The 24,864-nt window shown below is 69.3% G+C and carries 23 protein-coding genes and 1 pseudogene; 14 read left to right on the top strand and 10 right to left on the bottom strand.

The window, feature by feature from the left end:
* Positions 1–133: 133 nt before the first annotated feature.
* Positions 134–2,566, bottom strand: coding sequence for a non-reducing end alpha-L-arabinofuranosidase family hydrolase (locus GA0070607_RS31765; RefSeq protein ID WP_331716440.1), 2,433 nt, complete (start codon positions 2,564–2,566; stop codon positions 134–136).
* A 667-nt stretch (positions 2,567–3,233) separates the two neighbouring features.
* Here GA0070607_RS31765 and GA0070607_RS34010 point away from each other — a divergent pair.
* The 3 genes from GA0070607_RS34010 (at position 3,234) to GA0070607_RS31755 (ending at position 6,223) form a co-directional block, all read left to right on the top strand.
* A complete protein-coding gene (locus GA0070607_RS34010; protein ID WP_157743332.1) occupies positions 3,234–3,443 on the top strand; it encodes an Ig-like domain-containing protein in 210 nt (69 codons plus the stop codon).
* A gap of 346 nt (positions 3,444–3,789) precedes the next feature.
* Entirely contained in the window at positions 3,790–4,551 is a 762-nt protein-coding gene (locus tag GA0070607_RS31760) for a cyclase family protein (RefSeq protein ID WP_089021492.1), read from the top strand.
* A gap of 13 nt (positions 4,552–4,564) precedes the next feature.
* Positions 4,565–6,223, top strand: coding sequence for a thiamine pyrophosphate-binding protein (locus GA0070607_RS31755; RefSeq protein WP_089021491.1), 1,659 nt, complete (start codon positions 4,565–4,567; stop codon positions 6,221–6,223).
* A gap of 249 nt (positions 6,224–6,472) precedes the next feature.
* Here GA0070607_RS31755 and coaD read toward each other — a convergent pair whose 3' ends face one another.
* From coaD to GA0070607_RS31730, 5 genes are all read right to left on the bottom strand, one after another.
* Positions 6,473–6,922: a pantetheine-phosphate adenylyltransferase gene (gene coaD, locus GA0070607_RS31750; RefSeq protein ID WP_231930626.1), complete on the bottom strand. Its 450-nt coding sequence runs from the start codon at positions 6,920–6,922 to the stop codon at positions 6,473–6,475.
* A 56-nt stretch (positions 6,923–6,978) separates the two neighbouring features.
* Complete coding sequence (locus GA0070607_RS31745) at positions 6,979–7,512, bottom strand: DUF6817 domain-containing protein (RefSeq protein WP_089021490.1); 534 nt, start codon at positions 7,510–7,512, stop codon at positions 6,979–6,981.
* Positions 7,513–7,730: 218 nt separating this feature from the next.
* Positions 7,731–7,940 (bottom strand): hypothetical protein, encoded by a 210-nt coding sequence (locus tag GA0070607_RS31740; protein WP_089021489.1) that lies wholly within the window; start codon positions 7,938–7,940, stop codon positions 7,731–7,733.
* 145 nt (positions 7,941–8,085) lie between these two features.
* Entirely contained in the window at positions 8,086–8,718 is a 633-nt protein-coding gene (locus GA0070607_RS31735) for a response regulator transcription factor (RefSeq protein WP_331716439.1), read from the bottom strand.
* An 8-nt stretch (positions 8,719–8,726) separates the two neighbouring features.
* Entirely contained in the window at positions 8,727–9,575 is an 849-nt protein-coding gene (locus GA0070607_RS31730) for a sensor histidine kinase (RefSeq protein ID WP_231931224.1), read from the bottom strand.
* Between the two features lie 397 nt (positions 9,576–9,972).
* On the opposite strand from GA0070607_RS31730, the gene GA0070607_RS31725 reads away from it, so the two are divergent.
* Positions 9,973–10,566, top strand: a complete 594-nt coding sequence (locus GA0070607_RS31725; protein WP_089022239.1) for a CDP-alcohol phosphatidyltransferase family protein — start codon at positions 9,973–9,975, stop codon at positions 10,564–10,566.
* Positions 10,563–11,033 carry a VTT domain-containing protein gene (locus GA0070607_RS31720; RefSeq protein ID WP_089021486.1) on the top strand — a complete coding sequence of 157 codons (471 nt, stop codon included), beginning with the start codon at positions 10,563–10,565 and terminating at the stop codon, positions 11,031–11,033. Before GA0070607_RS31725 ends, GA0070607_RS31720 begins: the two co-directional genes overlap by 4 nt.
* Before the next feature lie 45 nt (positions 11,034–11,078).
* Here GA0070607_RS31720 and GA0070607_RS31715 read toward each other — a convergent pair whose 3' ends face one another.
* Positions 11,079–11,687, bottom strand: a complete 609-nt coding sequence (locus GA0070607_RS31715) for a TetR/AcrR family transcriptional regulator (RefSeq protein WP_089021485.1) — start codon at positions 11,685–11,687, stop codon at positions 11,079–11,081.
* 112 nt (positions 11,688–11,799) lie between these two features.
* On the opposite strand from GA0070607_RS31715, the gene GA0070607_RS31710 reads away from it, so the two are divergent.
* The 3 genes from GA0070607_RS31710 to GA0070607_RS31700 all read left to right on the top strand — a co-directional run bounded on the left by GA0070607_RS31710 (position 11,800) and on the right by GA0070607_RS31700 (position 14,589).
* Positions 11,800–12,360, top strand: coding sequence for a hypothetical protein (locus tag GA0070607_RS31710; RefSeq protein ID WP_089021484.1), 561 nt, complete (start codon positions 11,800–11,802; stop codon positions 12,358–12,360).
* Between the two features lies 1 nt (position 12,361).
* Positions 12,362–13,783 carry a dihydrolipoyl dehydrogenase family protein gene (locus tag GA0070607_RS31705; RefSeq protein WP_089021483.1) on the top strand — a complete coding sequence of 474 codons (1,422 nt, stop codon included), beginning with the start codon at positions 12,362–12,364 and terminating at the stop codon, positions 13,781–13,783.
* A 275-nt stretch (positions 13,784–14,058) separates the two neighbouring features.
* Complete coding sequence (locus tag GA0070607_RS31700) at positions 14,059–14,589, top strand: low temperature requirement protein A (RefSeq protein ID WP_231930625.1); 531 nt, start codon at positions 14,059–14,061, stop codon at positions 14,587–14,589.
* A gap of 3 nt (positions 14,590–14,592) precedes the next feature.
* Here the strand turns inward: GA0070607_RS31700 and GA0070607_RS31695 are convergent, their stop codons facing one another.
* A complete protein-coding gene (locus GA0070607_RS31695; RefSeq protein WP_089022238.1) occupies positions 14,593–15,372 on the bottom strand; it encodes a glucose 1-dehydrogenase in 780 nt (259 codons plus the stop codon).
* A 78-nt stretch (positions 15,373–15,450) separates the two neighbouring features.
* Positions 15,451–17,244 carry a glycoside hydrolase family 15 protein gene (locus tag GA0070607_RS31690; RefSeq protein ID WP_089021482.1) on the bottom strand — a complete coding sequence of 598 codons (1,794 nt, stop codon included), beginning with the start codon at positions 17,242–17,244 and terminating at the stop codon, positions 15,451–15,453.
* A gap of 191 nt (positions 17,245–17,435) precedes the next feature.
* Between GA0070607_RS31690 and GA0070607_RS31685 the strand changes: the two genes are divergently transcribed.
* The 4 genes from GA0070607_RS31685 to GA0070607_RS31670 all read left to right on the top strand — a co-directional run bounded on the left by GA0070607_RS31685 (position 17,436) and on the right by GA0070607_RS31670 (position 20,397).
* Positions 17,436–17,867: a YciI family protein gene (locus GA0070607_RS31685; RefSeq protein WP_089021481.1), complete on the top strand. Its 432-nt coding sequence runs from the start codon at positions 17,436–17,438 to the stop codon at positions 17,865–17,867.
* Positions 17,868–17,967: 100 nt separating this feature from the next.
* Positions 17,968–19,245 carry an RNA polymerase sigma factor gene (locus tag GA0070607_RS31680; protein WP_089021480.1) on the top strand — a complete coding sequence of 426 codons (1,278 nt, stop codon included), beginning with the start codon at positions 17,968–17,970 and terminating at the stop codon, positions 19,243–19,245.
* Between the two features lie 85 nt (positions 19,246–19,330).
* Positions 19,331–19,828: a YcxB family protein gene (locus GA0070607_RS31675; protein ID WP_089021479.1), complete on the top strand. Its 498-nt coding sequence runs from the start codon at positions 19,331–19,333 to the stop codon at positions 19,826–19,828.
* A 41-nt stretch (positions 19,829–19,869) separates the two neighbouring features.
* Positions 19,870–20,397 (top strand): DUF2231 domain-containing protein, encoded by a 528-nt coding sequence (locus tag GA0070607_RS31670; protein WP_231930623.1) that lies wholly within the window; start codon positions 19,870–19,872, stop codon positions 20,395–20,397.
* Between the two features lie 69 nt (positions 20,398–20,466).
* Here GA0070607_RS31670 and GA0070607_RS31665 read toward each other — a convergent pair whose 3' ends face one another.
* Positions 20,467–21,063: a site-2 protease family protein gene (locus GA0070607_RS31665; RefSeq protein WP_231930621.1), complete on the bottom strand. Its 597-nt coding sequence runs from the start codon at positions 21,061–21,063 to the stop codon at positions 20,467–20,469.
* Between the two features lie 74 nt (positions 21,064–21,137).
* Here GA0070607_RS31665 and GA0070607_RS33710 point away from each other — a divergent pair.
* Together GA0070607_RS33710 and GA0070607_RS31655 are read left to right on the top strand one after the other, a co-directional pair.
* Positions 21,138–21,524 (top strand): annotated as a pseudogene (locus GA0070607_RS33710) (guanitoxin biosynthesis pre-guanitoxin forming N-methyltransferase GntF); the annotation flags it as partial.
* A gap of 325 nt (positions 21,525–21,849) precedes the next feature.
* The gene (locus tag GA0070607_RS31655) at positions 21,850–24,807 is read left to right on the top strand and encodes a M4 family metallopeptidase (RefSeq protein ID WP_089021477.1); all 2,958 of its coding nucleotides are present in this window, start codon (positions 21,850–21,852) and stop codon (positions 24,805–24,807) included.
* Positions 24,808–24,864 lie beyond the last annotated feature (57 nt).

Genomic DNA, 24,864 nt, shown 5'->3' with positions numbered 1-24,864 from the left:
AGCATGGGCATTCCCCGAGAGCGGGGGGTGGTCTGCATGTCCTCGCACTGTCGGTACCTCCTGTGATGGATGAGTGCGGGGCGGGCGGGCTCGGTCTTGTGTCGAGCCTGCCCGCCCCGGTGCTGTCCGGTCGTCAGCGTTGCAGCGTCAGCAGACCAGGCCGGTACGGCAGGAGGCCGTAGTCGCCGCCGGAGCTGGGAGAACGCCCCTGGTAGAGCAGTTGCAGGTTGCAGGCGTCAACGGTCATGGTCTGATCGGCGTTGCTGCGGATCAGTTCGCCGTGGCTGATGTCGTTGGTCCAGGTGGCGCCGCTGTTGGCCTTACCGGCGAACGGGTTGCTCTCGGACGTGGCCTGCGGCGTCCACGTACCGCCCAGGCTGGTGGCCGTGAACGATCGGAAGTAGCGCCCGTTCGCGCCGATCGCCTCGACGAGCATGAGGTACCGGTTCTGGCCCTGCAGCTTGTAGACCTGAACCCCTTCGAACAGGTTGTTCGTCGAGTCGGTCATGATCGTCGTGTAGTTGGAGCCGAAGCTGCCCGGGAAGTTCCCGATCGGCATGCTGGCCCGGTAGATCCTGCCGTTGTCCCCGGCGAAGAACAGGTACATGTTCTGGCCGTCACCGATGAGTGCCTGGTCGATCGGGCCGGTCCCGGAGTCGGAGATGCTTCCGGTGAACAGCGTCTGCGCCGACGACCAACTGTTCACATTGGTCGGGTCGGTCGACGTCCGGTACGAGAAGGCCGGCCCACCCCACTGATAGGCCAACACCCAGACGTTGCGCGGCGCGAAGTAGAACAGCGACGGCGCCACCGCCGCGAACGGCATCTGGTTCTGCGACGCCGACCCCATCTGGTTCCAGTTCGAGAAGAGACCGAAGTTCATCGAGCCCCACGTCGTGCCCGTGTCGTGCGTCGTCGCGTAGACCAGCTGCTGGCCGTTGTACGGGGCGTGGGTGAAGTCCTTCAGCGACACCCATCCCGACCTCGGCTGCGCCAGCGCGCCCGTCGACGACCAGCGGTACGAGGAGGGAAGATCACACGTGCCACCGGTCGGCGGCGGTGTCGTCGGCGTCGGCGTCGGGGTTTGGGTGGGGCCGCCGAGGGAGGCGAGCCGGAACTGCTGGTTGCTCTGGCCGTGGCAGTCGTACAGCTGGACCTGGGCTCCGTTGCTGGTGCTCCAGACGTCCAGGCATCGCCCGGACTGCACGCTGCTGATGGTGCCGTTGGAGTTGACGTTCCACTGTTGGTTGGTTTGGCTGTGGCAGCTGTAGATCTGGACTGCCGCGCCGTTGCCGGAGCCCGCCGCGTCGAGGCACATGTTGCCGTACACCTGTAGTTGTTTGCCTGAGGTGTAGGTCCAGGCCTGGTTGGTTTGCTTGTTGCAGTCGTAGAGCTGCACCCGGGTGCCGTTGGTGGTTGCCGCGTTCGGCACGTCGATGCACCGGCCGGATTGCGTGCCGACGATCTCGCTGGCGGAGCCCGGTGGCACGGTGGGGGTGGGACCCGGCGTGGTGGGCGTGGGGCCGGGGGTGGCGCTGTTCAGCTCCTCCAGTGTGGCCGTGTAGGCGGCCTTCTTGTTGCCGTTGCACTCGAAGAGCAGCGGAGTGCCGCCAGAGCGCCACGAGTCGCAGTCCCGCACCCCCCAAACGGTGACCCCGTTGCAGCGGGCCACGGCAAGGCAGTCGTTGACCACATTGCGGTAGGTGTTGGCCTGCGTCGTGCCAGAGCCCTCGATGTCCAACTCGGTGATCTGCACGTCCACCCCGAGGGCGGCGAAGCTGGACAGCGTCGTGCGGTAGTTGCTGTTGTACGGCGAGTTGGCGTTGAAGTGGGACTGGAACCCGACGCAGTCGATCGGCACCCCACGCTGTTTGAAGTCGCGCACCATGTTGTACACGGCCTGGGTCTTGGCCCAGGTCCAGTTGTCGGTGTTGTAGTCGTTGTAGCAGAGCTTCGCGTTCGGGTCCGCCGCGTCGGCGGCGCGGAACGCCGCCTCGATCCAGTCGTTGCCGGTGCGCTGCAGGTTCGAGTTACGACGGGCGCCACTGTTGCCGTCCTCGAACGCCTCGTTCACCACATCCCACGAGTTGATCTTGCCCCGGTAGTAGGTGGCCACCCGCGTGACGTGGTTCAGCATCGCGTTGCGTAGCGCGGTGCCCTCCATGCTCTGCATCCAGCCCGGCTGCTGCGAGTGCCAGGCCAGGGTGTGGCCGCGGACCTTCCAACCCCGGGAGGTGGCATGGTTGACGATCCGGTCCGCGTTGCCGAAGGTGAAGTTGTTCTGCTGCGGCTCGGTCGCGTCGATCTTCATTTCGTTCTCGGGAGTGACGCTGTTGAACTCGCGGTTCAGGATCGTCGTGTAGGCGCTGTCGCTGAGCTTGTTCGCGGCAACGGCGGCACCGAAGTACCGGCCAGACTGGGCCGCGGCCGCACCGAGGGTCGTCTCGGCGGCCTGGGCGAGATTGGGCAGCTGCGACACGACCAGCGCCGCAACTATCGCGAAAGTTCCGGAAAGAGTGAGTGCTCGTAGTCGGGTACGCCCGGTGGGACGGGTCCGGGATGTCATGCTGATCCTCCAGTGGGGGAGAGGAAATCTCTGTCGCTGTTCGAGTGGGAGGCCGCGCTCAGATGGCGGCGGCCGCGATGCTGAGTCCGTTCGACCGGGCCGGGGCTCACGTCAGGCGTCCACCCGAGGGTGGGTCGGCTCGGGCTACCTGACCAGCGGGTGGAGGGTTGCGATGAGTGCGCCCGGTCGACCGCCGAGGGAGTGGGCGGGTGCTGGGCTCTCTGGGTGGTGGACGTGGTCACCTGGCAGGTGGGTGGGCCTGACGGTCGCGTGAGGCGCCTCCATCGCTGGACGGATCATGTTAACGTTCACGTCGATCGATGGCTCTCAGGCTGGCAGAAAATTCCAGGTTTTTCAACCGGTAGTTTCGGAGCTGTTGCGGATCAGGAGGTTAGGGATTCGGGTCTCTTCGGGCCCATACGTGCAAACAACGCCTGACCTCGCGAAACGCGCTGCGTGCTGCACGACGACCCCGCGAGCCCGTGGCAGATCCAGCCCCAGTACCCAGGAGCGCAACGTGCCGGCGTGCACACCTGGCACGTCTGGCGCCCGCTGCTGAACCACTACCTGCGCACCCTGACGTTCCGGGCCACCACGACCGGCCTCGACGTCACGGCGACACCCGCTGGCGCCTCGCACAACACCAAGGTCACCGCCACCGCGACCGTTGGCGCCGTCAGCACCACCACCTCGGCCCCCCTCCGGCAAGGTCGACTTCTACGCGGGAGACACCCACCTCGGGTCGGCCCCCGTGCACAACGGTGTCGCTCGGCTGAAGAAGACCGTCCATGCCGAACTGGCCGCTCCGGTGGTCGCCTACTACCAGGGCGACACGCTCTTCAACGAATCCCAGAGCGCACCGGTCGACGCCCGGTAAAGCCCGGCCTGACGCGCCAGCCGAGACGCCGGTGCCGGCGTGGTGCGCCGTGCCGTTGGGGCGCGGCGCCGCGTGGTCCGGGCCGTCGGGCGTGTTCCTGGCATCGAAGTCGGTGCCGCCGACGGTGACGCACTCGGGAGGCGGCCTACTTCATTCCGCCGCTGACCACCGCACAGCGTCGGGGCACCACCGCTTGGCTGATACGCCCGATCGCGGTGCGGCTCTGTCAGGCTGTGGCCGCCCCTGTCTGGCGCCGCGTTGTCAAGGGCGTGACCGCGGGGAGCGCCGCTGACACGCCCCGTTCGAGGGTCCATCGTGGAGCACGAGCGCGGTGTACCGTCGCCGCATGACGGTGCTGCAGGAATTTGTCGCCGCTCTTTCCAGCGGCCGGATCCAGGTCGTCGACCTCACCGCTCCGCTCTCGGACCAGACCCCGATCCTGGGTCTGCCCGAGCAGTTCGGCCAGACCTGGCCGTTCCGGCTCAGCGAGATCAGCCGGTACGACGACCGCGGTCCGGCCTGGTACTGGAACAACTTCTCCACCGGCGAGCACACCGGCACCCACTTCGACGCCCCGGTGCACTGGGTCACCGGTCGACAGGGCGCGGACGTGTCGCAGGTCCCGGTGAGCCAGTTGATCGCCCCGGCGGTGGTGATCGACCACGCCGCCGACGCCGCCGACGACCCGGACTTCCTGCTCGAGATCGAGCACGTCAAGGCGTGGGAGGCGGAACACGGCGCCCTGCCCGCGGGTGGCTGGCTGCTCTACCGCACCGGCTGGGACGCGTACGGCGACGACCCGCAGCGGTACGCCAACGCGGGACGGACCCCGGGCATCTCCGTCGAGTGCGCCCGCTGGCTGGCCGAGGAGTCGCCGATCCAGGGCGTCGGGGTGGAGACGGTCGGCACCGACGCGGGCGCCGCGCATTCGTTCGACCCGCCGTTCCCGTGCCACTCGTTCCTGCTCGGTCAGGAGAAGTACGGCCTGACCCAGCTCCGTAACCTGGCGCAGTTGCCGGCGACCGGCGCGGTGGTGATCGCCGGACCACTGCCGATCGTCTCCGGTTCCGGCAGCCCGTGCCGGGTCCTCGCGCTTGTCGAACGGTAGGACCGGGCCACAGATGCGGGTAGCCGAGGTGGTCGGGCGGGTTCTGTACGGACACGGCGCACGGTACGTATTCGGGGTGGTCGGCAGCGGCAACTTCCATGTCACTAACGCGCTTGTGGCGGCCGGCGCCCGGTTCGTGGCGGCCGCCCACGAGGGCGGCGCGGCGAGCATGGCGGACGGGTACGCCCGCACCTCCGCGACGGTGGGCCTGCTCTCGGTGCACCAGGGTCCGGGCGTCACCAACGCGCTGACCGGCCTCACCGAGGCCGCGAAGAGCCGTACCCCGATGGTGGTCCTGGCCCCGGAGGCGACCGCGCCGCGGTCGAACTTCTTCATCGACCTGCCGGCACTCGCCGCCTCGGTCGGGGCCGACTTCCACCGGGTACGCGCGACGCACGTGGCCGAGGACGCGAGCGCGGCCTACCGGGCCGCCGCCCGGGGCGCGACGGTGGTGCTGGGCCTCCCGTTGGAGGTGCAGAGCGCCGTGACCGAACCGTGGTCCGGTCCGGTCCCCGCGGCCGCGCCGACCCCGGCCACCGCCCCGCAGGTCGAGCCGTTGCTGGCCGCGCTCCAGGCCGCACGTCGACCGGTTTTCATCGCGGGTCGGGGCGCCCGGGCGGCCGGGGAACCGCTGACCCGGCTCGCCGACGCGTGCGGCGCGCTGCTCGCGGTCTCGGCCGCGGCGAAGGGACTGTTCGCCGGGAACCCGTGGAACATCGACGTGGCCGGCGGCTTCGCCACCCCGCTCGCCGCCGAGCTGATCGGCTCGGCGGACCTGGTCGTCGCGTGGGGCAGCACGCTGAACATGTGGACCACCCGGCACGGCGAACTGATCCCGCCGTCCGCCGTCGTCGTCCAGGTGGACCACGACCCGTCCGCGTTCGGGGTTAACCGCCCGGTAGACCTGACGGTGGCAGGCGACGTGACGGCGGTCGCCGAGGCGGTGCTCGCAAGGCTGGGCGCCGGCTCCGCGGGGTCCGTGGACGCCGGGACCAGCGGCTGGCGTACGCCGGAATTGGCACAACGGATTCGCGACCACGGCCGGTGGCGGACGGTCCCGTACCGGGACGAGAGTGGGTCGGCGTGGGCCGGTGCCCCGACGACTATCGACCCGAGAACGCTCTCGGCCGCCCTGGACGACCTGCTGCCGCCCGACCGGACGGTGGTGGTCGACTCCGGCAACTTCATGGGCTACCCGTCGATGTGGCTCGACGTGCCGGACGTGGCCGGATTCTGTTTCACCCAGGCGTTCCAGTCGGTCGGGCTCGGCCTGGCCAGTGCGCTCGGCGCGGCGGTCGCCCGGCCGGACCGGCTCACCGTCGCCGCGGTCGGTGACGGTGGCTTCGTCATGTCCGCGACCGAACTGGTCACCGCCGTCCGGCTGGCGCTGCCCCTCCTCGTGGTGATCTACGACGACGCGGCGTACGGCGCCGAGGTGCACCACTTCGGCCCGGACGGGTACCCGTTGGAGACGGTCACCTTCCCCGAGACCGACCTGGCCGCGATCGCCCGGGGTTACGGCTGCGACGGGCTGACCGTCCGGACCGTCGACGATCTCGGGCCGGTAAGCCACTGGCTCGCTGGTCCCCGCACCCGGCCGCTGGTGGTCGACGCCAAGGTCAGCGCCGCGCGCGGCTCATGGTGGCTGGAGGAGGCGTTCCGTGGCCACTGAGTCACCGCCGTGCGTACGGCGACGCGGGCGGCGTGACCGGAATCAGCGCGGGAACCCGGCTGGCGCGCGGCAGCGTCCCTCCAGGCTTCGCCCTTGCAACAGGCGGAGGAGTCGGCCGCCGGCCAGGAGTCGACTCTCCGTTTGAAGGTAACGCCGGCGCCCGAGGACGCAGGCGGCGGATTCCAAGTGCGGTTCTACGTCACTTGATCCTGACGGGGCAGTCTCAAGAATTATGCGGCGGCGGTCCGATTAGGGGTTCGCCAATGTCCGGCAGTCAACGGCTCGCGGACGTAGGTCACTTCTCAGCGTGCGCACCGCGGTCGAAGACACCACGGCCAGTTCGGGCTGCGCGGGCAGAAATACCGTGGGGACACCCAGCGACTGGTTCATCGCGGCGAGCTGATACTCGGTTCGAAGGTCGGTGGTGTTACGCACGCCGCGGACGATCACTCCTATGTCATGGCGACGGCAGTAGGCGGAGGTCAACCCGCTCCAGGCCGCAACGGTGACGGAGGCCCAATCGACCGGCAGAATGGCCCGAACAGCGGCCGCTCGCTCCACTTCGTCGGTGCCCGGATGCTTGATGCTGTTGACCGCGACGAGCACGACCACCTCGTCGAAGAGGTCGCGCGCCCGGTTCACCACATTCAAATGCCCGGGAGTAAAGGGATCAAAGCTGCCGGGGTAGACGGCTCGCACACGTACGCGACCGGGGATGCGTGCTTTCGAACCGGGCCCTGCCGACCGTTCCGGTGTCACGGCCGCAAGACCCGCTGCGCATCGCGGATGACCTGCTCAGAGGCTAGCGGGGCCCAAGAGGCGAACAGTTCCCGGAAGTAGGTACCGTGCCGGTCCGCCACCGCGGGATCGTGCTCGAGGACGTCCAGTTCGTTGACGATGCTCAGGTCCATGAGCGAGCGAAGTTGAGCCGGACTCGGCGTTCTCAGCTGACGTGCAAAGCGGTCGAACACCTGGCCGGTCTTTGCCAGATCCCGCCAGCTGCGTCCACGGTCGCAGGCGCCATACAGATAGACAAGGTCTTCGGCGTCGGCACCGACGAGATCCCGCAGCACAGCACGATCGGCCCAATCGAGCAGGGCGAGGTCGAACCCGTCGGTGCCGTAGACGGCGTGGGTAAGGCCCGCGGATCGCACTTCACTGCTGCAGCCAAGCACGGCGAGTCGTTCGCTGACTCGACATAGGTGGGCATACAGGTTGCCCCCGGGATGGGTGATCTGTTCAGCTCCCTGCCGGCGGAGCCAGACCCGCACGCCCTTGTCGGTGCTCATGGCCCGACTTTAGGTATCGGCTGTCGGATTCGCTGACCCCTGGGTGTGGGCAATATGTCACAGCGCTGTGCCAGCTACATGACCTCGTACCAGATCTTCGACGGCCACTACGGCCGCGGCAGAGCGGTAGCGGCTCCCGGGTCGTCACCGACACCGTCTACGACGAGTTCGGCCGAGCCGCAGGGCGACGCTGTCCGGCCAGGGTTTAGGCCCTGGACCTAGATCGCGCTGTTGCGTCGCCCGGTCAGCCCGTGAAGCAGCAGGTCGGTGAGGGTGTCGATGGTTGTGTCGTCGTCGCGGGCCGGCTGATCGGTGGCCGGCGTCGCGTAGTTGAGGGTGGAGAGCATCGCGCCGATGGCTGGGGCGACCAGCTGCGGGTCGCCGGGCAACGGGTGGTGGCGGTCGCGTAGGTACTCCAGTATGCGCATGTTCGTGCCGCTGTTCTACGAGAAGGCCACCGCCTGGCTCTACAGCTACGAGCCCGGCAAACTCGGCAAACGGCAGCGCTGAGGGCGCCTGCCTGGTTGTTGCCACGAGCGCGGGCGGGGGTACAGCGCGGCCTGGGCGTTTTCATCATGAAAGGCCAGCCTGGATGGCCAGGATGGCGGCTCGCACGCGGTCGCGGCTGCCGGTCTTTGCCAGCACGTTCGCGACGTGGGTTTTGACCGTGCTCATTGACAGATGGAGACTTCGCGCGATCTCGTCATTGTTGAGCCCGGCGCCGATCAACGTGAGCACATCGGTCTCGCGCGCGGTCAGCTGGTAGGCGGCGAGGTCCACACGGGTGGCCGGGCCGGTCGACCGTACACGTTCGAGAACGGCGCCGGTGATCTCGGCCGAGAGGATTGCGCCGCCGGCCGCGACTGCGCGCACGGCGGACAGGAGGTCGTGGGCAGTGCTGCGTTTGAGGAGGAATCCACGCGCTCCGGAGGCGATGGCGTCCAGGACGTACGCATCGTCGTCAAAGGTAGTGACGATGATGACGGCCGGGGCATGGGGAATCGCGGCCAGCTCCCGGGTGGCTTGCAGGCCGTCCAGTACCGGCATGCGGATGTCGACGAGGGCGACGTCGATGCGGGGATCGCGGCGCACGGCATCGAGAAGCTGCCGCCCGTCCGCGGCTTCGGCTGCGACGTGGATGTCCGGCTGCGAACGCAGAATCTGGCTGAAGCCGTCGCGGACCAGATGCTGGTCGTCGGCGATCACGACACGGATCATGGCTTCGCCACCGGCAGGATGGCCTCCAGCACAGTTCCGCCGCCGGGGCGCCGGTTCAGAAGAGAGCTGCCGCCGAGCGCCCGCGCGCGTTCCTCGATGCCGAGCAGTCCGGAGCCGCGCGTCACGGCCTGAGGCGGACCGATCCCGTTGTCGCTCACCCGCAGCCGGGCATGGCCGCCGACGCGGACCAGCTCAACCCAGGCGGTTGTGGCGTGCGCGTGGCGGGCGATGTTGGTGATCGCCTCCTGAGCGATGCGGTATGCCGCCAACACACTCACCTCGTCGAGTCCCGGCTCGGCGTCGAGGCGAACGTGCACCGCCACGCCCTGCTGGCGCAACGGTTCGGCGAGCAGTTCGTCGATGTCGGACAACCGCGGCGGAGCACTCACGACCACGGGTGCGTCCGGGTTGCGTAGATGCACGACCAGCGTGTCGAGCTCGCGCAGGGCGGTGCGGCCGCTGTTCGCGATTGCCCGCAGCGCCACTGCCGGGTCGCTGCTGAACTGTCCGGCCTCGGCCTGGACCACCATCGCGGTGACGTGGTGACCGACCACGTCGTGCAATTCGCGGGCCAGGTTGGTGCGCTGTTCGAGCCAGGCAGCCTGGTCACGTAGCTCGGTCGTCTCCCGGGTGAGGGCCTTGCCGCGCGACCACGAGCGCAGGAGTACGGCAAGGAGATAGCCGGCCGCCACGAAAACGAAGGGCTGTGCGTAGATCCCGCGGTGGTTCAGCAGGGCGATGGCGAAGGCACCGGCGGCACCGGCCAGACCAGCCGCCCATCCCAGCCATGGCCGGCGGGCAGGATCCTCGCAGGTCGAGACGAATACGAAGCCGGCCGCCGCCACGCCCAACTGGACCGACTCACCGGTGCTCACTATCGCCACGAACCCGGCGCAGACCGCGAAGACCAAAGACCGAGGGCGGGGAGGTAGGGCCATGGCCGTCAGGGCGGTGGGCAACACCACCCACACCCAACCGGCCGGTACGAGCAGGTCCTCGTCGACCGTCGCGACCACGACTGCGACTATCAAACCCGTCGCCACGTAGGCGAGCCGGCGCACTCCTTCGACGCCGCGCGCCCACTGCCCGATTGCGGTAACCACCTGCACAGTCTCGATGATCCGCCTTGGGTCAGCCAGGTACCCAGGTACCAGCTCAACCGGCACCCCGGTACCACGGCCGCGCCGAGGTCGGCACCCCGGTACGTTCCGTCGGACGGCCCCGGAACCGGACGCTGCGGGGGTGACTCTCGTTGACTCCCGGCCCGTCCTGCGGATCGGCCCGCTCCTCACCATCCCCAACTACATCACCATCATCCGGACGCTCGCCGCCGTCACACTCGGCATCGTCGCCCTCGTCTCCGGTTCTGTCGCCCTGATCGCTGTGGCGTACGGCATCTATTGGCTCGGTGACATGCTCGACGGCCTCTGCGCGCGGTGGCTCGGCCAGGAGACCCGGGCCGGTGCCGTCCTGGACATCGTGAGCGACCGGGCATGCACTGCCGTTCTCTGTATGGGCCTGGTCGCCCTGGTGCCCGATGTATCGCTGGTCGCCGTGGTGTTTCTGCCATCGTTCATGGTCCTGGACACAATGCTGTCGCTCGTGTTCCTGTGCTGGCCGGTGAGCAGTCCGAACTACTTCCATGTTGTAGACCGGCGCGTCTGGGCATTGAACTGGTCGCCGCTGGCGAAGGCGGTAAACACCGCCGGCGTCATCGGTGCCGTGGCATTCGGCCAATACTCGGTGGCAGTGACTGTGGCACTGGCCGTCCTTGCGGTTAAGGCGTGGTCCGCCGTGGCGGTAGCCAGGCTGCTCGCCCGGGACGGCCGGGCATGAGCGGTGTCGTGGAGGCCGCGGCCGCGCTCGGATACGGTTTCGCTTCGGCCCTCGTCCCGGTCGTCAACGCGGAGGCCTACGCCGTGGTCGCCGGGCATTCGGGCGGGTACGCCGTGATCGCCGTGATCGCTCTCGCGGTCGGGCAGACCGCAGGGAAGCTGCTGCTGTTCGAAGCCGCTCGTCGAGGAACGGGCCGGTTGGCCCGGAGGCTCGCACGACGTAGCCGATCAGGGCGCGTGGCTGCCAGGACCGCCCGGTGGGCCGAGCCCGTCCGGCGCTGGCTCTCGCACCGCCGCACCGGTCTGCCGACGGTGCTGCTCTCCGCCCTCGTCGGCGTCCCGCCACTCGCCCTGGTCAGCATCGCCGCCGGAACCGCCGGCCTGCGACACTGGGAGTTCGCCATCGCCTGCCTGCTCGGACGCGTAGTCCGTTTCGCCATCGTCGCCCTGCCCGCGGCCCTTGCGTGACGCGACCGCAACCGTGGCGGCTCCGCACACCGCGCTGTCGTGGTACTAGCGGGTGGATTCGGTCGACTGGCGCTCGGCATTGATCCGCAGGAGTCCTTCGACCCCGCGGAGGAAGGTCTCGGACACCAACGCGGGGTCGAAAAGGCATCCGGCTGCCATGGCGCCGTCGCGGAGCATGACGAAGTGGCGCGCGGCGGGATCAGCTGTTTCCTCGTGAACCTGCGCCATCAGCGTGGTGAGCGTGTCCAGGAACCATTGCCGGTGAGCGATGATCTCCTGGCGCACGGGATGGTCGGTGTCGGGATATTCCGCCGCGGCGTTCAGGAAGGCGCATCCGCGGAACCCGGGGGACTGGATGTTCTGGGCGATGGAGTCGGCGATGGCCAGCAGGGGTTCGCGCGAGGCTGGGTTTGTGGCGATGGCCGCGTCGATCGCCCGGCGATCCATCTCATGGACTTCACGCAGGTAGGCGAGAATGAGGTCTTCCTTGCTGGGGAAGTGGCGGTAAAAGGTGGCTCGGGTCACTTTGGCCTCGGCGATGATCCGGTCAACGCCGACGGAGTGGATGCCCTCCGCGTAGAAGATCCTGGTTGCCGTGCTGAGGAGCCGGAGTCGCGCCTCAGAGGGCCGGGTAGCGGGTTCGGTGCGCGCCATACACCCATCTTAGCGAATAGAACGTTCGGTCTTGACAAGGCGGGCTGCGGTCGCCATCCTGGCTTAGGTAGAACGTTCTGTCTCTCTGAGCCACTCCACTGAAAGGGTCACCGTGACCACCATTGCTGCTTCGCCCGGCATCTCCCAGACCGCGTCCGCACTGCGGCGGCTGTACTTCACCCGCTTCGCGTTCGCCATCGTGTGGGCACTCGTGACGATCGCGACCGCCAAGGAGATCGGTCCGCTCACGGTGGTGCTCTTCGTGCTCTACCCGCTCTTCGACGTGGGCGCCGCCATCTACGATCTTCGCTCGTCGCGGGCCACCGGCTCGCCGACCCTGCTGTACGTGAACATCGCGGTCAGCCTGATCACCGCCGTCGGCGTGGGTGTCGCCAGCGCGTCCGGTATTCCGGCGGTGCTGCGGGTGTGGGGTGCCTGGGCGGTCGTGGCCGGGCTGGTTCAGCTGATCGTGGGCGTCACTCGTCGCAGGATGGGCGGGCAGTGGCCGATGATTTTCAGCGGAGGCATCTCGGTGCTGGCCGGTGGGTCCTTCATCGCCGCCGCTTCCGCGGAGAACCCGTCGCTGACAAACGCGGCCGGTTACGCCATCCCCGGCGCCATCTTCTTCCTCATCGCCGCGTTCCGTCTCGTCCGCAGCGCGAAGGGCAACTGACATGACCTCCTTCGAGTACGACGTCGTCGTGATCGGTGCGGGCCCGGTCGGGGAGAACGTCGCCGACCGGGTGGCGCAGGGAGGCCTGACCGCCGCCATCGTGGAGCGGGAACTGGTCGGCGGCGAGTGCTCGTACTGGGCGTGTATGCCGACCAAGGCGTTGCTGCGTAGTGCGTCCGCGCTGCGGGCGACGCGGCAGGTGCCGGGCGCCCGCGAGGCGGTGACGGGTGACCTGGACGTGGCGGCGGTGCTGGGCCGCCGGGACTCCTTCGCATCGCACTGGAAAGACGACGGGCAGGTGTCCTGGCTCGAGTCGGCCGGGATCGCGCTGCACCGCGGCCAGGGACGGATCTCTTCCGCCCGGGTCGTCGACGTGACCGGCGTCGACGGTGCCACGACGCGGCTGACCGCCCGGCACGCGGTGGTCGTCGCGACCGGAAGCAGCGCTCTGCTGCCGGACATCCCCGGCCTGCGGGAGGCGACGCCGTGGACCAGCCGCGAGGCCGCCTCGGCCGGGTCGGTTCCCCGCCGTCTCGCCATCATCGGTGGTGGCGTGGTGGCGGCCGAGATGGCGACAGCGTTCGCCGCCCTGGGGTCGTCGGTGACGGTGCTGGCCCGTGACGGTCTGTTGCCATCGGTGGAGCCGTTCGCGGGTGAGTTGGTCAAGGAGTCGTTGCTCGAGGCCGGTGTGTCGGTACGCGTCGGCGCGGAGGCCGTCTCCGTCAACCGGGACGACACCGGAACCGTCCACATCGCGACGGCCGACGGCGAGCGGGTCGAAGCCGACGAGGTTCTGGTGGCGATCGGTCGTACGCCGAACACCCAGGACATCGGACTGGACAACATCGGGCTGGCGCCGGGTGCCTGGCTGGCGGTCGACGACACCCTGCGCGTCGTCGGCGGCGGTGAGTGGCTGTACGCCGCGGGCGACGTGAACCGGCGGGTGCTGCTGACCCATCAGGGCAAGTACCAGGCGCGCGCGGTGGGCGACGTGATCGTGGCCCGGGCTAAGGGTGAGACGGTCGAGGACGGCCGGTGGGGCCGGCACGCGGCCACGGCTGATGAGCGTGCGGTGCCGCAGGTGGTCTTCACCGACCCGGAGATCGCTTCGGTGGGGCTGACCGCGGCCGCGGCCGCGGCGGCCGGCCTGCGGGTCCGGGTCGTGGACTACGACCTGGGCGCCGTCGCCGGATCCTCCCTGCACGCCGACGGCTACAAGGGCCACGCCCGCATGGTCGTCGACGAGGACCACAAGGTGATCGTCGGCTGCACCCTCGCCGGCCCGGACGTCGCGGAACTGATCCACGCCGCGACGATCGCCATCGTCGGCGAGGTCCCGCTGGATCGACTGTGGCACGCGGTCCCCGCGTACCCGACAGCCAGCGAGGTGTGGCTGCGGCTGCTGGAAACTTACGGCCGCTGACGGTGCACGGCGCGCTCGTCCCGTCGCGGTTCGCCGGAACGAGGCCGCTGCGGCGCCCCGATCGCGTCCACTACCGAGCAAGCCGCGCGATGACCGCGCGGGCGGTGGCCCACTCGTCCCGTCTAGTGGGCCACCGCCGTGTGTAGACGATTCATCCGGCTTTCCGGATCTCGCTGACAACCATCTCATTCGTGGCAGCGTTCCCGGTGACCCGTTGACGCATCCCCGCTGGTGGCCGACTCGTTGGTGCGGCAAGGGGCGGACGGAGGCGGACGATGGCGGCGGGGCGCGGTGCCGATCTGCTGCGCCCTCCGGCGAGTGCGGGCCGCGCCACGTTCCTGGAGCTCTTCTTCGATCTGGCCTTCGTCGTGGCCCTCACCCAGGTCTCGCGACGATTCGCCGACCTGGGCGGTGACACCGGCTGGGCGCTCGTCGCGGGGTTCGGTCGTACGCTGCTGCTCTTTTTGGCACTCTGGCTGATCTGGTCGCACACCACCTGGATCACCAGCCGTTACGAACCAGAGCGTTCGATCATCCAGGCCGTCGTGGTGGGCACCATGTTCGCCGGCCTGGTGATGGCGGTGACGCTGCCACGCGCCATGGAGGAGCGAGCGCTGCCGTTCGCGGCCGCGTACCTGATGGTGATGGTGGTGCGGCCGCTGGTGGTCGCCGCGGCGCTGCGGGGTCATCCACGGCGGCTGGTGCCGTTCCGGCTTGCCGTCTGGGCTGCCGTGAGCGCGCCGCTCTGGCTTGCCGGCGCGGTGGGCCCGGAGGCATCGCTCCACCTCATCGGGCCGGGCCGATGATGCCTACGCGCCCTGTCCCTGGTTCTGCATCAGCCCGCCGTCCATGAAGTACGTCGACCCGGTGACGTAGTCGGCGTCGTCGCTGGCCAGGAAGACGGCGAGCTTGGCGATCTCTTCCGGCTGCGCGGCCCGCTTCCACGGGATCGACTGCACCTGCTCTTCGAGGAATTTCGGGTCGTCGATCGCCTGCTGGTTGAACGGCGTGAGCACCATGCCGGGTCCGATGTTGTTGACGTTCATGTGCATCGGGGCGACCTCCAGGGCGATGCTCTTGGCCAACTCCAGCATGCCGCCCTTGCTGGCGTCGTAGTCGGAGCCGCCGGCCCGGGCCACCTCCTGATGGACGGAGGTGATGTTGATGATCTTCCCGTGTCCGCCCTGGTCGCGGCGGTGCTGAATGAACCGCCGGCAGCAGAAGAACATCCCGTACAGGTTGGTGCGGATGGCCCGGTCCCAGGTCGCGGTGTCCAGGTCGGCCACCGGGATGCCGGAGGCGTCCACGCCCGCGTCGTTCATCAGAATGTCCAGCCGGCCGAACTCCGCAAGGGCCTCGTCGAACATCGCCTCCACCTGGTGCTCGACGCTGATGTCGCCCTGCACCACGACAGCCCGCTGGCCGGTCCGCTCAATTTCGGCCTTCGTCTGGTTCGCGCCCGCGTGGTCGTGCAGGTAGTGCACCACCACGTCGGCACCCTCCCGGCCGAATTCAATCGCGGTGGCCTGCCCGATCCCCGAGTCGGAGCCGGTTATCAGGGCCGTCCTGCCCGTCAGGCGTCCGGTCATCAGCACGCTCCCTCCGTGGCTGTCACATCTACCCGCATGACGCTCCCCTAACCGAACGGGATCAGCCGGGCATAGGCCTTACGGTTTGGTGCCGGACTCGGCTTGATCGATGATCCAGGCGGCGTTGATGAGACCGATGTGGGACAGCGCCTGGGGAAAATTCCCGATCAGGCTGCCGTCGCGGTGGTCGATCTCCTCCGACAGCAGACCAAGATCGTTTGCCTGGGCGGTGACGCACTCGAAGATCCGCTTGGCCTCGTCGACCTGCCCGGCCAGGGCCAGAGCCTCGACCAGTACGTACGAGCAGATGATGAAGGCGCCCTCCAACCCCGACCCCGTCCAGCGCTGCAAGAGCCCGTCTTGCCCCACTTCCAGTTCACGCCTGATGGCGTCCACGGTGGCGAGGACCCGGTCGTCGTCGGCGGGGAGAAACCCGACGGTCGCCATCGCGAGCACACCGGCGTCGAGATGGTCGGACCCGAACGCGCCGGTGAACGTCCGGCCCGAGGCGCTCCAGCCTTCGGTGAGGATCGCCGCGCAGAGCTGCTCCATGGCCTGCGACCACCGCGGGACGTGCGCCTGGGCGTCCATGGTTCGCGCCAGCTTGATCGCCCGGTCCAGGGCCACCCAGCACAACAGCTTCGACGTCAGGTAGTGCCGTTCGCCCTCGCGGCCTTCCCAGATGCCGGCGTCGGGCTCCCGCCACGCGTCGGCGGCCCGGTCGGCCAGTGACCGCAGCAGGCCCGCGGCGGCGGGCGACAGGTCCGCGAGTTCATCGCGCAGGACCCAGGCGCACTCCAGGATCTCGCCGAGGACGTCGAGTTGCTTCTGCTGCCAGGCGTCGTTGCCGATCCGGACCGGTCGGCTGCCCTGGTAGCCCTCGAGGTGCTCCAGGGTGTGTTCGGTCAGGTCCCGCTCGCCGCCCGCGCCGAACATGATCGGTACGTGGTCCTCCGCGTCCACCGACCCCATCGAGGCGGCCATCCAGTTGAAGAAGCGGTGCGCCTCGTCGGGACAGGCGGCGACCCACAGCGCCTTGAGGGTGAAGCTGCCGTCGCGGAGCCAGCCGAAGCGGTAGTCCCAGTTCGCCGTGCCGCCGACCTCTTCCGGCAGCGAGGTGGTGGGTGCCGCGATGACCGCACCGGTCGGCTGGTAGGTCAACGCCTGAAGGACCAGGGCGCTGCGCCGGACCTCCTGCCGGTAGGCACCCTGGTAGTCCTGGTGGATGTTGTCCCAGGACTGCCAGGCGGCGACGGTCTCCCGCAGTGCGGCGCGCCCGTCGATCGTTACGGACGGCGGGTCGGCGGCCCGGCGGTGGTGTAGCGCGAACACGGCGCTGTCGCCCGCCGCGAGAGTGAATCGCCCGGTCACCAGTGAACCGTCGACGGCAAGATCACGATCGGCGGCCAGGATCAGGCGGTCGGCACCTCCGGATATTTCGATCCCCACCGGAGTTTCGGCGACCGTGGGGCTGACCAGTCCGTACTCCGGCCGGGCGGCGATCTCGACCGCCACGTCCACCGCGCCGGCGACGACCTCGACCTGCCGTAACAGGACGTGCGGGGACGTGTAGCCGATTCGGTGGCCGCGTTCCCCGACACCGAGGCTGAGGGCGTCCGTCAACCGCAGCACGCCGCTTTCTGTGTGGAACTCCGTGCGGAGCACCATGGTCCCCTCGAGGTAGTGACGGGAGGTTGTGTACGGCCCGAGCGGCCGGATCGACCAGAAGCCGCCGCAAGAGCCGAGCAGACGGGCGAAGACGCTCGGCGCGTCGAACCGGGGCGGGCACCACCAGTCCACGGACCCGTCCGAGGAGACCAACGCCGCACCCTGGCAGTCGCCGAGAAGTGCGTAGTCACTGATCACAGCCACGCCCGGCTCGTACCCGCGGTGGCGCTCCGTACGCCACCACGCCAGCGGGCCACCGCCGGCCAACGAGCCGACCCGCCGACCGCCGAGCGCGGCGTAGCGGGTCGGCGGAAAAAACTTCTGGCAGGGTGTCGAGCGGGCCGAGCGCCGTTCGACGCGTAGGTGAGATGGCACCCTGACACGAGGAGACAGCGATGCGGTTCATGGTGATCACCAAGGCCACCGCGGCGAGCGAAGCCGGCGTGCTGCCCGCCACCGAGGATTTCGACACGATGGGCGCGTTCATCCAGGAGATGGTCGACGCCGGCGTGCTGCTGGACGCCGGCGGCCTCCAGTCCAGCGCCAACGGCGTCCGGGTCTACTTCGACGGCGACAAGAAGACCGTGGTGGACGGGCCGTTCACCGAGACCAAGGAGCTGATCGCCGGCTACTACCTGGTCGAGATGAAGTCGCTCGAGGAGTGCGTCGAATGGTTCAAGCGCTGCCCGATCCAGCCTCCGGGCGAGGGAGCGGAGACCAACATCGAGATCCGGCGGGTCTTCCACGCCGAGGACTTCGGCGAGAACTTCACCGCCGAGCAGCAGGAGGCAGTGCAGAAGCGGCGCGCGAAGGTCGCCGCGAACTGATCAGCGCGGCCTGGCATGGGCGGGTTCGGCGCAGGAGCGAACCCGCCCATGCGGCATGAGCACTGTTGCGTCCGATCGCGCGGTGGAGTAGACGGAGGCCGTGGCCACTGACACCCACCGCGCGATCGAGGCTGCCTGGCGAATCGAGGCGCCCCGGCTCATCGCCGGACTGACCAGGCTCGTCCGCGACGTCGGCGTGGCCGAGGAACTGGCGCAGGACGCGCTGGTCGCGGCGCTGGAGCAGTGGCCGGCCGAGGGCGTGCCGCGTAATCCGGGCGCGTGGTTGATGACCACCGCCAAGCGTCGGGCCATCGACCAGATCCGGCGCAACGAGACCTTCAAGCGCAAGGTCGACCAGGTCGGCCGGGAGCTCGAGAAATTCACCCCGGACGTCGGCGCGATGGTCGCCGAGGACGACGGCATCGGTGACGACCTGCTGCGGCTGGTGTTCGTGGCCTGCCATCCGGTGCTGTCCACGGAGGCCCGCACCGCGCTGACCCTGCGGCTGCTCGGCGGCCTGACCACCGACGAGATCGCCCGGGCCTTCCTGGTGCCGGAACCGACCGTCGCGCAACGGATCGTGCGGGCCAAGAAGACCCTGGCCAACGCCCAGGTGCCGTTCGAGGTACCGCAGGGCGACGAGCTGGCGGCCCGGCTCTCCTCGGTGCTCGAGGTCATCTACCTGATCTTCAACGAGGGCTATTCGGCCACCACCGGCGACGAGTGGATGCGACCGGCGCTGTGCGAGGAGGCCCTGCGGCTGGGCCGGATCCTGGCCCGGCTGGCTCCGCGCGAGCCCGAGGTGCACGGCCTGGTGGCGCTGATGGAGATCCAGGCCTCCCGGTCGGCCGCCCGCACCGGCCCGGGCGGCGAACCGATCCTGCTGGGCGACCAGGACAGGGCCCGCTGGGATCAGCTGCTGATCCGCCGTGGCTTGGCCGCGCTGGAGCGTGCCGAGGCCCTGATCGACGGCAAGCCCGGCCCGTACGTGCTGCAGGCGGCCATCACCGCCTGCCACGCCCGGGCACGGCGCTTCGAGGACACCGACTGGAAGCGCATCGCCTGGCTCTACGAGGGTCTGGCCGAGGCGATGCCGTCCCCGGTGGTCGAGTTGAACCGCGCGGTGGCGCTGTCCATGGCGTTCGGGCCGGCGACCGGGCTGGCGCTGCTGGACCAGCTGATGGCCTTCCCGGCCATGCGGAACTACCACCTGCTGCCCGGCGCGCGCGGTGACTTCCTGGTCAAGCTGGGCCGGCACGCCGAGGCGCGGGCGGAGTTCGAGCGGGCGGCGTCGCTGACCCGCAACGAGCGGGAGCGAACACTGCTACTGAACCGTGCCGCCACCTGCGATCAGCCGCTGCGAACGGACGATCCCTGAACGTCGGGAAGGATTTTCGCAAGGGATGGCCTCCGACGATCGGCCAGGGGAGTCAGGCGCTGCCAGGGGGCATTATCGTTCTGGCGTGCACATCCGTTTCGACGTCCCCGCCGATCCCGCCTACCCGGGCCGGGTGGCCGCTGCGCTCGGCAGCGTCCGGCTGCGCAAGTACGGCTACATCGGCGCGGTCCTCGCGGCGGTCGGGGCGATCGGGTTGGCCGCCTCGCGGGCGCTCTCGTGGGGCGAGCAGATTTCGCCGCTGTGGACCGTGATGATCGTGGGTGGCCTGCTGTCGACGCTGTACTGGCCGTGGGTGCGCTTGCGCGCCCGGCGCCGCTCCAGCGGCTACGCCGTGGAGGGCGCCTACGACATCACCGATGACAACATCATGATGCGCAGCGGCTCGGAGTCCGGTGGCATCGCCTGGGACGGGGTCGCCCAGGTGAGGGACACCCCGGAGTTCTGGATCGTGTACGTCGGCCGGATGCCGGCGACCGTGATCCCACGCCGGTTGATGTCCGCCGAGGATGCCGAGACGTTACGGGCCCACATGGCCGCACGGGGGCTGCTCCGACAGCGCTGAACCGAACCGTCCCGTCAGGTGTATCGGCGTCCGGTCCGGGTATGCGGGCGCGGTTGTCGCCCCGACAGGAGGTAGTGGTGGAAAGTCGAGCCAAAGCGATGGGCCACGCGATCCATCCCATGCTGATCGTGTTTCCGCTCGGGCTCCTCGCCACGTCGGTCATCTTCGACATCCTCTATCTGATCACCGACCGCACCGGATTCCAGATCTCCGCCGCGTACACCATCGCGGCGGGTGTCATCGGCGGCGTGGTCGCCGCCGTGTTCGGCCTCATCGACTGGAGCGCCATCCCATCCGGCACCCGGGCCAAACGGATCGGCGCGGCGCACGGCATCGGCAACCTGGTGGTCGTGATCCTGTTCGCGGTGAGCTGGCTGGTGCGTCTGTCCCGGGAGAACTGGGAACCGAACGCCGCGGCGCTGATCCTGAGCTTCGCGGGCATCATCTTGTCCCTGGGGACTGCCTGGCTGGGCGGGGAGCTGGTCGAGCGGCTGGGCATCGGGGTGAGTGACAAGGCCGGCGTGAACGCGAGCAGCTCGCTGCGCGGCGCGCCGTCGCGCGGCGCCTGACCCCGACACCACGCGCCGATCTGTCGGGCCGAACCGGTGCCGCGGATCGTCCCCGCGCTCAGGTGTCCGTCATCGGTGCCGGGCCAACAGGGCCGGCATCGAATCGGCCGCCTGCATCACGGCAACGCTCTCCTGGTGGTAGCCCGCCCGTAGCGCGGCGCGGGTGGCTGTTGGCGCCAGCAGCCAGCGCAGCAGGTTGCGGCCGTCATTGTGGGGGGAAGTCCCGGGAATGAGGTTGACCACCCCGAGCAGCACGGCGAAGAGCGCCGCGCCGAACAGTGCGAGGCGTGCCAACGCCGAACTCGTCAACCCTGCCGCGGTAGCGAGCGCCGTCGCAGTGCACAGGTTCGCCAGCGGGCCACCGAAATAGAACAGCACCATCCGCAGCGGCAACGCGGTCGCCGACGGCGACGGCCGGACCGACACCTCGTTGCGCCACCCGCCGAAGGGTGCGATGCGAACCGCGGTGACCGGCAGACGCAGCAGCTTGGCCACGACGAGGTGCCCGCACTCGTGCAGGACGATGTGCACCCACAACGACACGCAGGTGATGCCGACGGCGGCGATAGCACCCGTCGCGGACTCGGTCACGAACAGCCCGAACGCCACCGCCTCCAACACCAGGAGAACGGACGCGACGACCAGCCGTCGGCGGGAGAGGATCACCGGGAGATGGTACGGCCGGACAGGTCCCCGGCGAGCCCCTGAACCCGGCGTAGATCGGCGCCACACCCGGCGGCGTGATCCAGCGGTGGATCGACCGCGAATCCGACGCCCACGACTGGCGGCCGTTCGTCCGCCACACCCTGCGGTGCGAGGGGATCAGCTGCCCGACCGACGGGGACGTGGCCGCTCGCGAGGACCTCGCCCGGCGAAAGATCACCGCACTGATCCGGGTGGACGGCCGGCAAGCCCGCCCGGTGGACCGCCGGTACGCGACGGTGGTCAGTGCCTACTGTGCGGACTCCGCCACCGACGACCGGCCCACCTGGCAACTCTTCATGCGACACATCACGGGCCTGGTCCAGCCCGGGGGGCTCTTCGTCACGGCGGCCCTGCGCCGATGTCGCGGTTACCTCGTCGCCGGAAGGACGTTTCCCAGCGCTGATGTCGATGAACACGACCTCAGGGCTGTGCTGCGGCCGGAGTTCGGGCCGCTGGACGGATCGATCGAGGTTCGGCAGGTCGCCCAGGAGAGCTCACACGGCTATTCGGCGATCGTCCTCTGTTGGGCCCGTAAGCGCGTCCGACCCCGAACGAGCGGCGCGCCGGGATGCGCCCACCATCGGCCCCGACCAGGTGTGCCGTTTGGATCGGCTCTCCTCGACGGGCTTCTGACTTGTGCAGATGCGCAAAGTCGTCCTTGTGTCGATGGCGACACCGCGGTGAGGGTGAGCGAACCCCGTGCCGCAAGGAGTCGGCCGGGCGCTGGACCACCTTGCAGGAGCACAGATGCGCAGACTCAAGGCACCACCCGCCCTCGCCATCCTGGCGACGGCCGCCCTCCTCGGAACCACCGCCCAGGCCGCGACCGCGGCGACCCCGTCGGCGACGGGCACGACGACCGCCGCGGAGGCTTCAGTTCCGGCCACCGTGGCACCCGCTACGGACGCCCCCGCGCTCGTCGACGACCTGGCCGACCCGGTCGACGCCACGATCGCACCGGACAAGGCCGCCAAGGCCCACCTCGCGGGCCACAAGGACCGTTACCGGATCGCCGACCCGGCCGGCACGCTCACCACCGCGAACATCGACACGCAGGGCGCGCGGGAGACGGTCCGGCTGAACCAGAAGTACAAGGGCCTGCCCGTGTTCGGCGCCCAGTACGTGGTGCGGATGGAGAAGAAGACCGGCAAGCGAGCGGTGACCGGCACGTCGGGCACCTACTTCACAGACCTCGACGTCGACACGACCAGCACCCCGATGCCCGCGCACGTCGCGGTCTCCCGAGCGGTCGAGGACGTGCGCAAGAGCCTGCACCCCGGTGCGGCCGTCGTGGCCGGCGCCCCGCGGCCCGGCACGACGCCCGACGCCGCCCACGCCGATCTCAGCGGCACCGACCAGGGTCTCGTGGTCATGCCGACCGGCACCGGCGTGCTCGCCCGGCGCGTGCTGGTCAAGGGCAAGGACGTCGTCACCGGCCAGCCCGTGCTCCGCGACGTGTACGTGGGCGCGACGAACGGGGTGACGCTGCTCAGCGTCAGCCGGATCAAGCCCTTCGCCACCGCGCAGCAGGCCGCCGCCCTGGCCGCCGGCGGGACCGCCGTCGCGCCGCGGGCCGTTACGAAGGCGCTCCCGTCGGGCAAGGGCACGACGCCGGTCGTCGGCGAGGGCAGGAGCCTGCACGGCGCGACTGTGCCGGTCCCGCTCGTCCGGACCGACGACGCGAGCTCCTACCTCATGATCGATCAGACGCACACCCTCCCGGACGGCCGGACGGTGCCGATCACCACCTGGGATGCTCGGGGCCGGGACTACTACGAGCTGCTCGACGGCCAGTTGCCCGAGGGCGTGGGGCCGTTCGCGTCGCCGTCGAGCACACTCGGCGCGGACCTGACCGACGCCGGCGCCGTGGACGCGGCCTGGGACGCCGCGAAGGTGTTCGAGTGGTTCCAGACGAATCTCGGGCGCAACAGCCTGGACGATGACGGCATGCCGATCAACTCGATCGTGGGCATCACCTACGGCGGCTACCCGTTCGTCAACGCGTACTGGGACGGCACCCGCATGGTGTACGGCAGCGGCGACGACGAGTACCTGCCGCTGGCCGCCGACCCGGACGTCGTGGGCCACGAGATGACGCACGGTGTGGTGGAGAACTCCGCCAACCTCGTCTACGCCGGCCAGCCCGGCGCGCTCAATGAGGCGATCGCCGACTACTTCGGCAACGCCATCGACCTCGACGCGGCCGGCACGCCCATGTCCGACCCCGAGGCGAGCCTGATCGGCGGCGACCTCTGCCGCACCCTTGCGCCCACCAAGTGCGCCCTGCGCAACCTCGACGACGGCGCCACCACGGCGAACTTCCAGCACCTCATGGACACGCCGCAGATGGACGACGGCGGCGTGCACCTCAACTCGACGATCGTGTCCGGGGCGCTGTGGGACCTGCGTCAGGCATTCGGTGGCGCGGTCGCTGACAAGATCGTCTACCGGGCGCTCACCGACTACCTCACGCCGATGTCCGACTTCGTCGACGCCCGCGAGGCGGTGCTCGCCTCCGCCAAGTCCTCCGGCCTGAGTCAGAAGGAGCTCAAGGTGGTCCGGGCGGCGTTCGACTCGCGCGGGATCACCGCGAAGTGGAAGGCGAACCTCTACGGCAAGAAGACCGACCTCCTGGTCGACCGGCTCAACACCGGGATGTACGTCGACATGACGGCGAGCATGGCCGGCGGCTGGTTCACCGTGCCGCGCTCGGACGCGAACCACACCCAGCCGCCGTCGATCTGGGTGGGCCGCATCGACGGCAAGGTCGCGCCGTACCGGATCTCCCCGGACGACGGGAACATGCACAGCTTCCCGCACACCGATGGCAAGCGGGTCGTGTGGCTGTCGATCGAGGCGGACCCCGACTCCCCGACGTGGGAGGTCAACCACATCCTGTCGGCGCCGGTCGGCGGCGGCCAGGTCGAGGAGCTCTACAGCTCCCCGTACCGGATCAACGGCCTGAGCTTCGACGGCGCCGTCGTCACGTGGAGCCAGTACGACCCGGAGCAGGGCTACCGCGACGTCGTGCGCTACCTGCAGGGCAGCTCGCGGACCGTCCACACCCTCGCCCACCCCGACTGGCTCGGGAACGCGACGGCGCCGAGCGTCAAGAACGGGAAGATCTCCTACGTCCGGTACGAGGACTACCCGCAGCCCGACGCCAACGGCAACCGGTGGTCGCTGGGCGTCGAGGTGTACGACATCGCGACGGGGAAGACGACCTTCGCCGGCGGTGACCCTGGTGCCGAGACGATGAGCTACCCCCAGGTGTCCGCCACCGGCGTCGCCTGGGTGATCAACCGCGACTACGGCAGGTACGTCGACGGCGAGTGGAGCCAGGGGACGTTCAACGACTCCGTGCGGCTGTTCGACTTCGCCACGGGCACCAGCCACCTGCTCTTCGAGGAGAACTCCCCGCAGGCGATCCGCGCCGACGTCCTCACGCTGTCCGACACGACCCTCACGGTCACCGAGGAGGCGCCCGCGGACCTCTGGCTCTCGACCGGCGGCTACCCGGACAACTCGCTCAATCCGAAGCTCAAGCAGTACACGCTCAACGGAAAGTACGTCGGCCCGGCGTCGTGCAGCCCGGGCGCCCAGATGTTCGCGACGGCGGGCACGGGGCGCGAGGTGATCTTCATGGACTCGTCGGCCGGCGGTTTCGGCCTGGCGTACGCGAAGGGAGCCAAGTCCTGCAGGTGAGCCCCTCCTAGGACGGGCGCTCCACGACGAAGCGCCGGGACCCCTCAGGGCGGTCCC

This window comes from Micromonospora coriariae (assembly GCF_900091455.1).
GTDB classification, from domain to species: domain Bacteria; phylum Actinomycetota; class Actinomycetes; order Mycobacteriales; family Micromonosporaceae; genus Micromonospora; species Micromonospora coriariae.
Note: the sequence above shows the minus strand (reverse complement) of the source record. Positions and strands in the feature narration are given on the sequence as shown.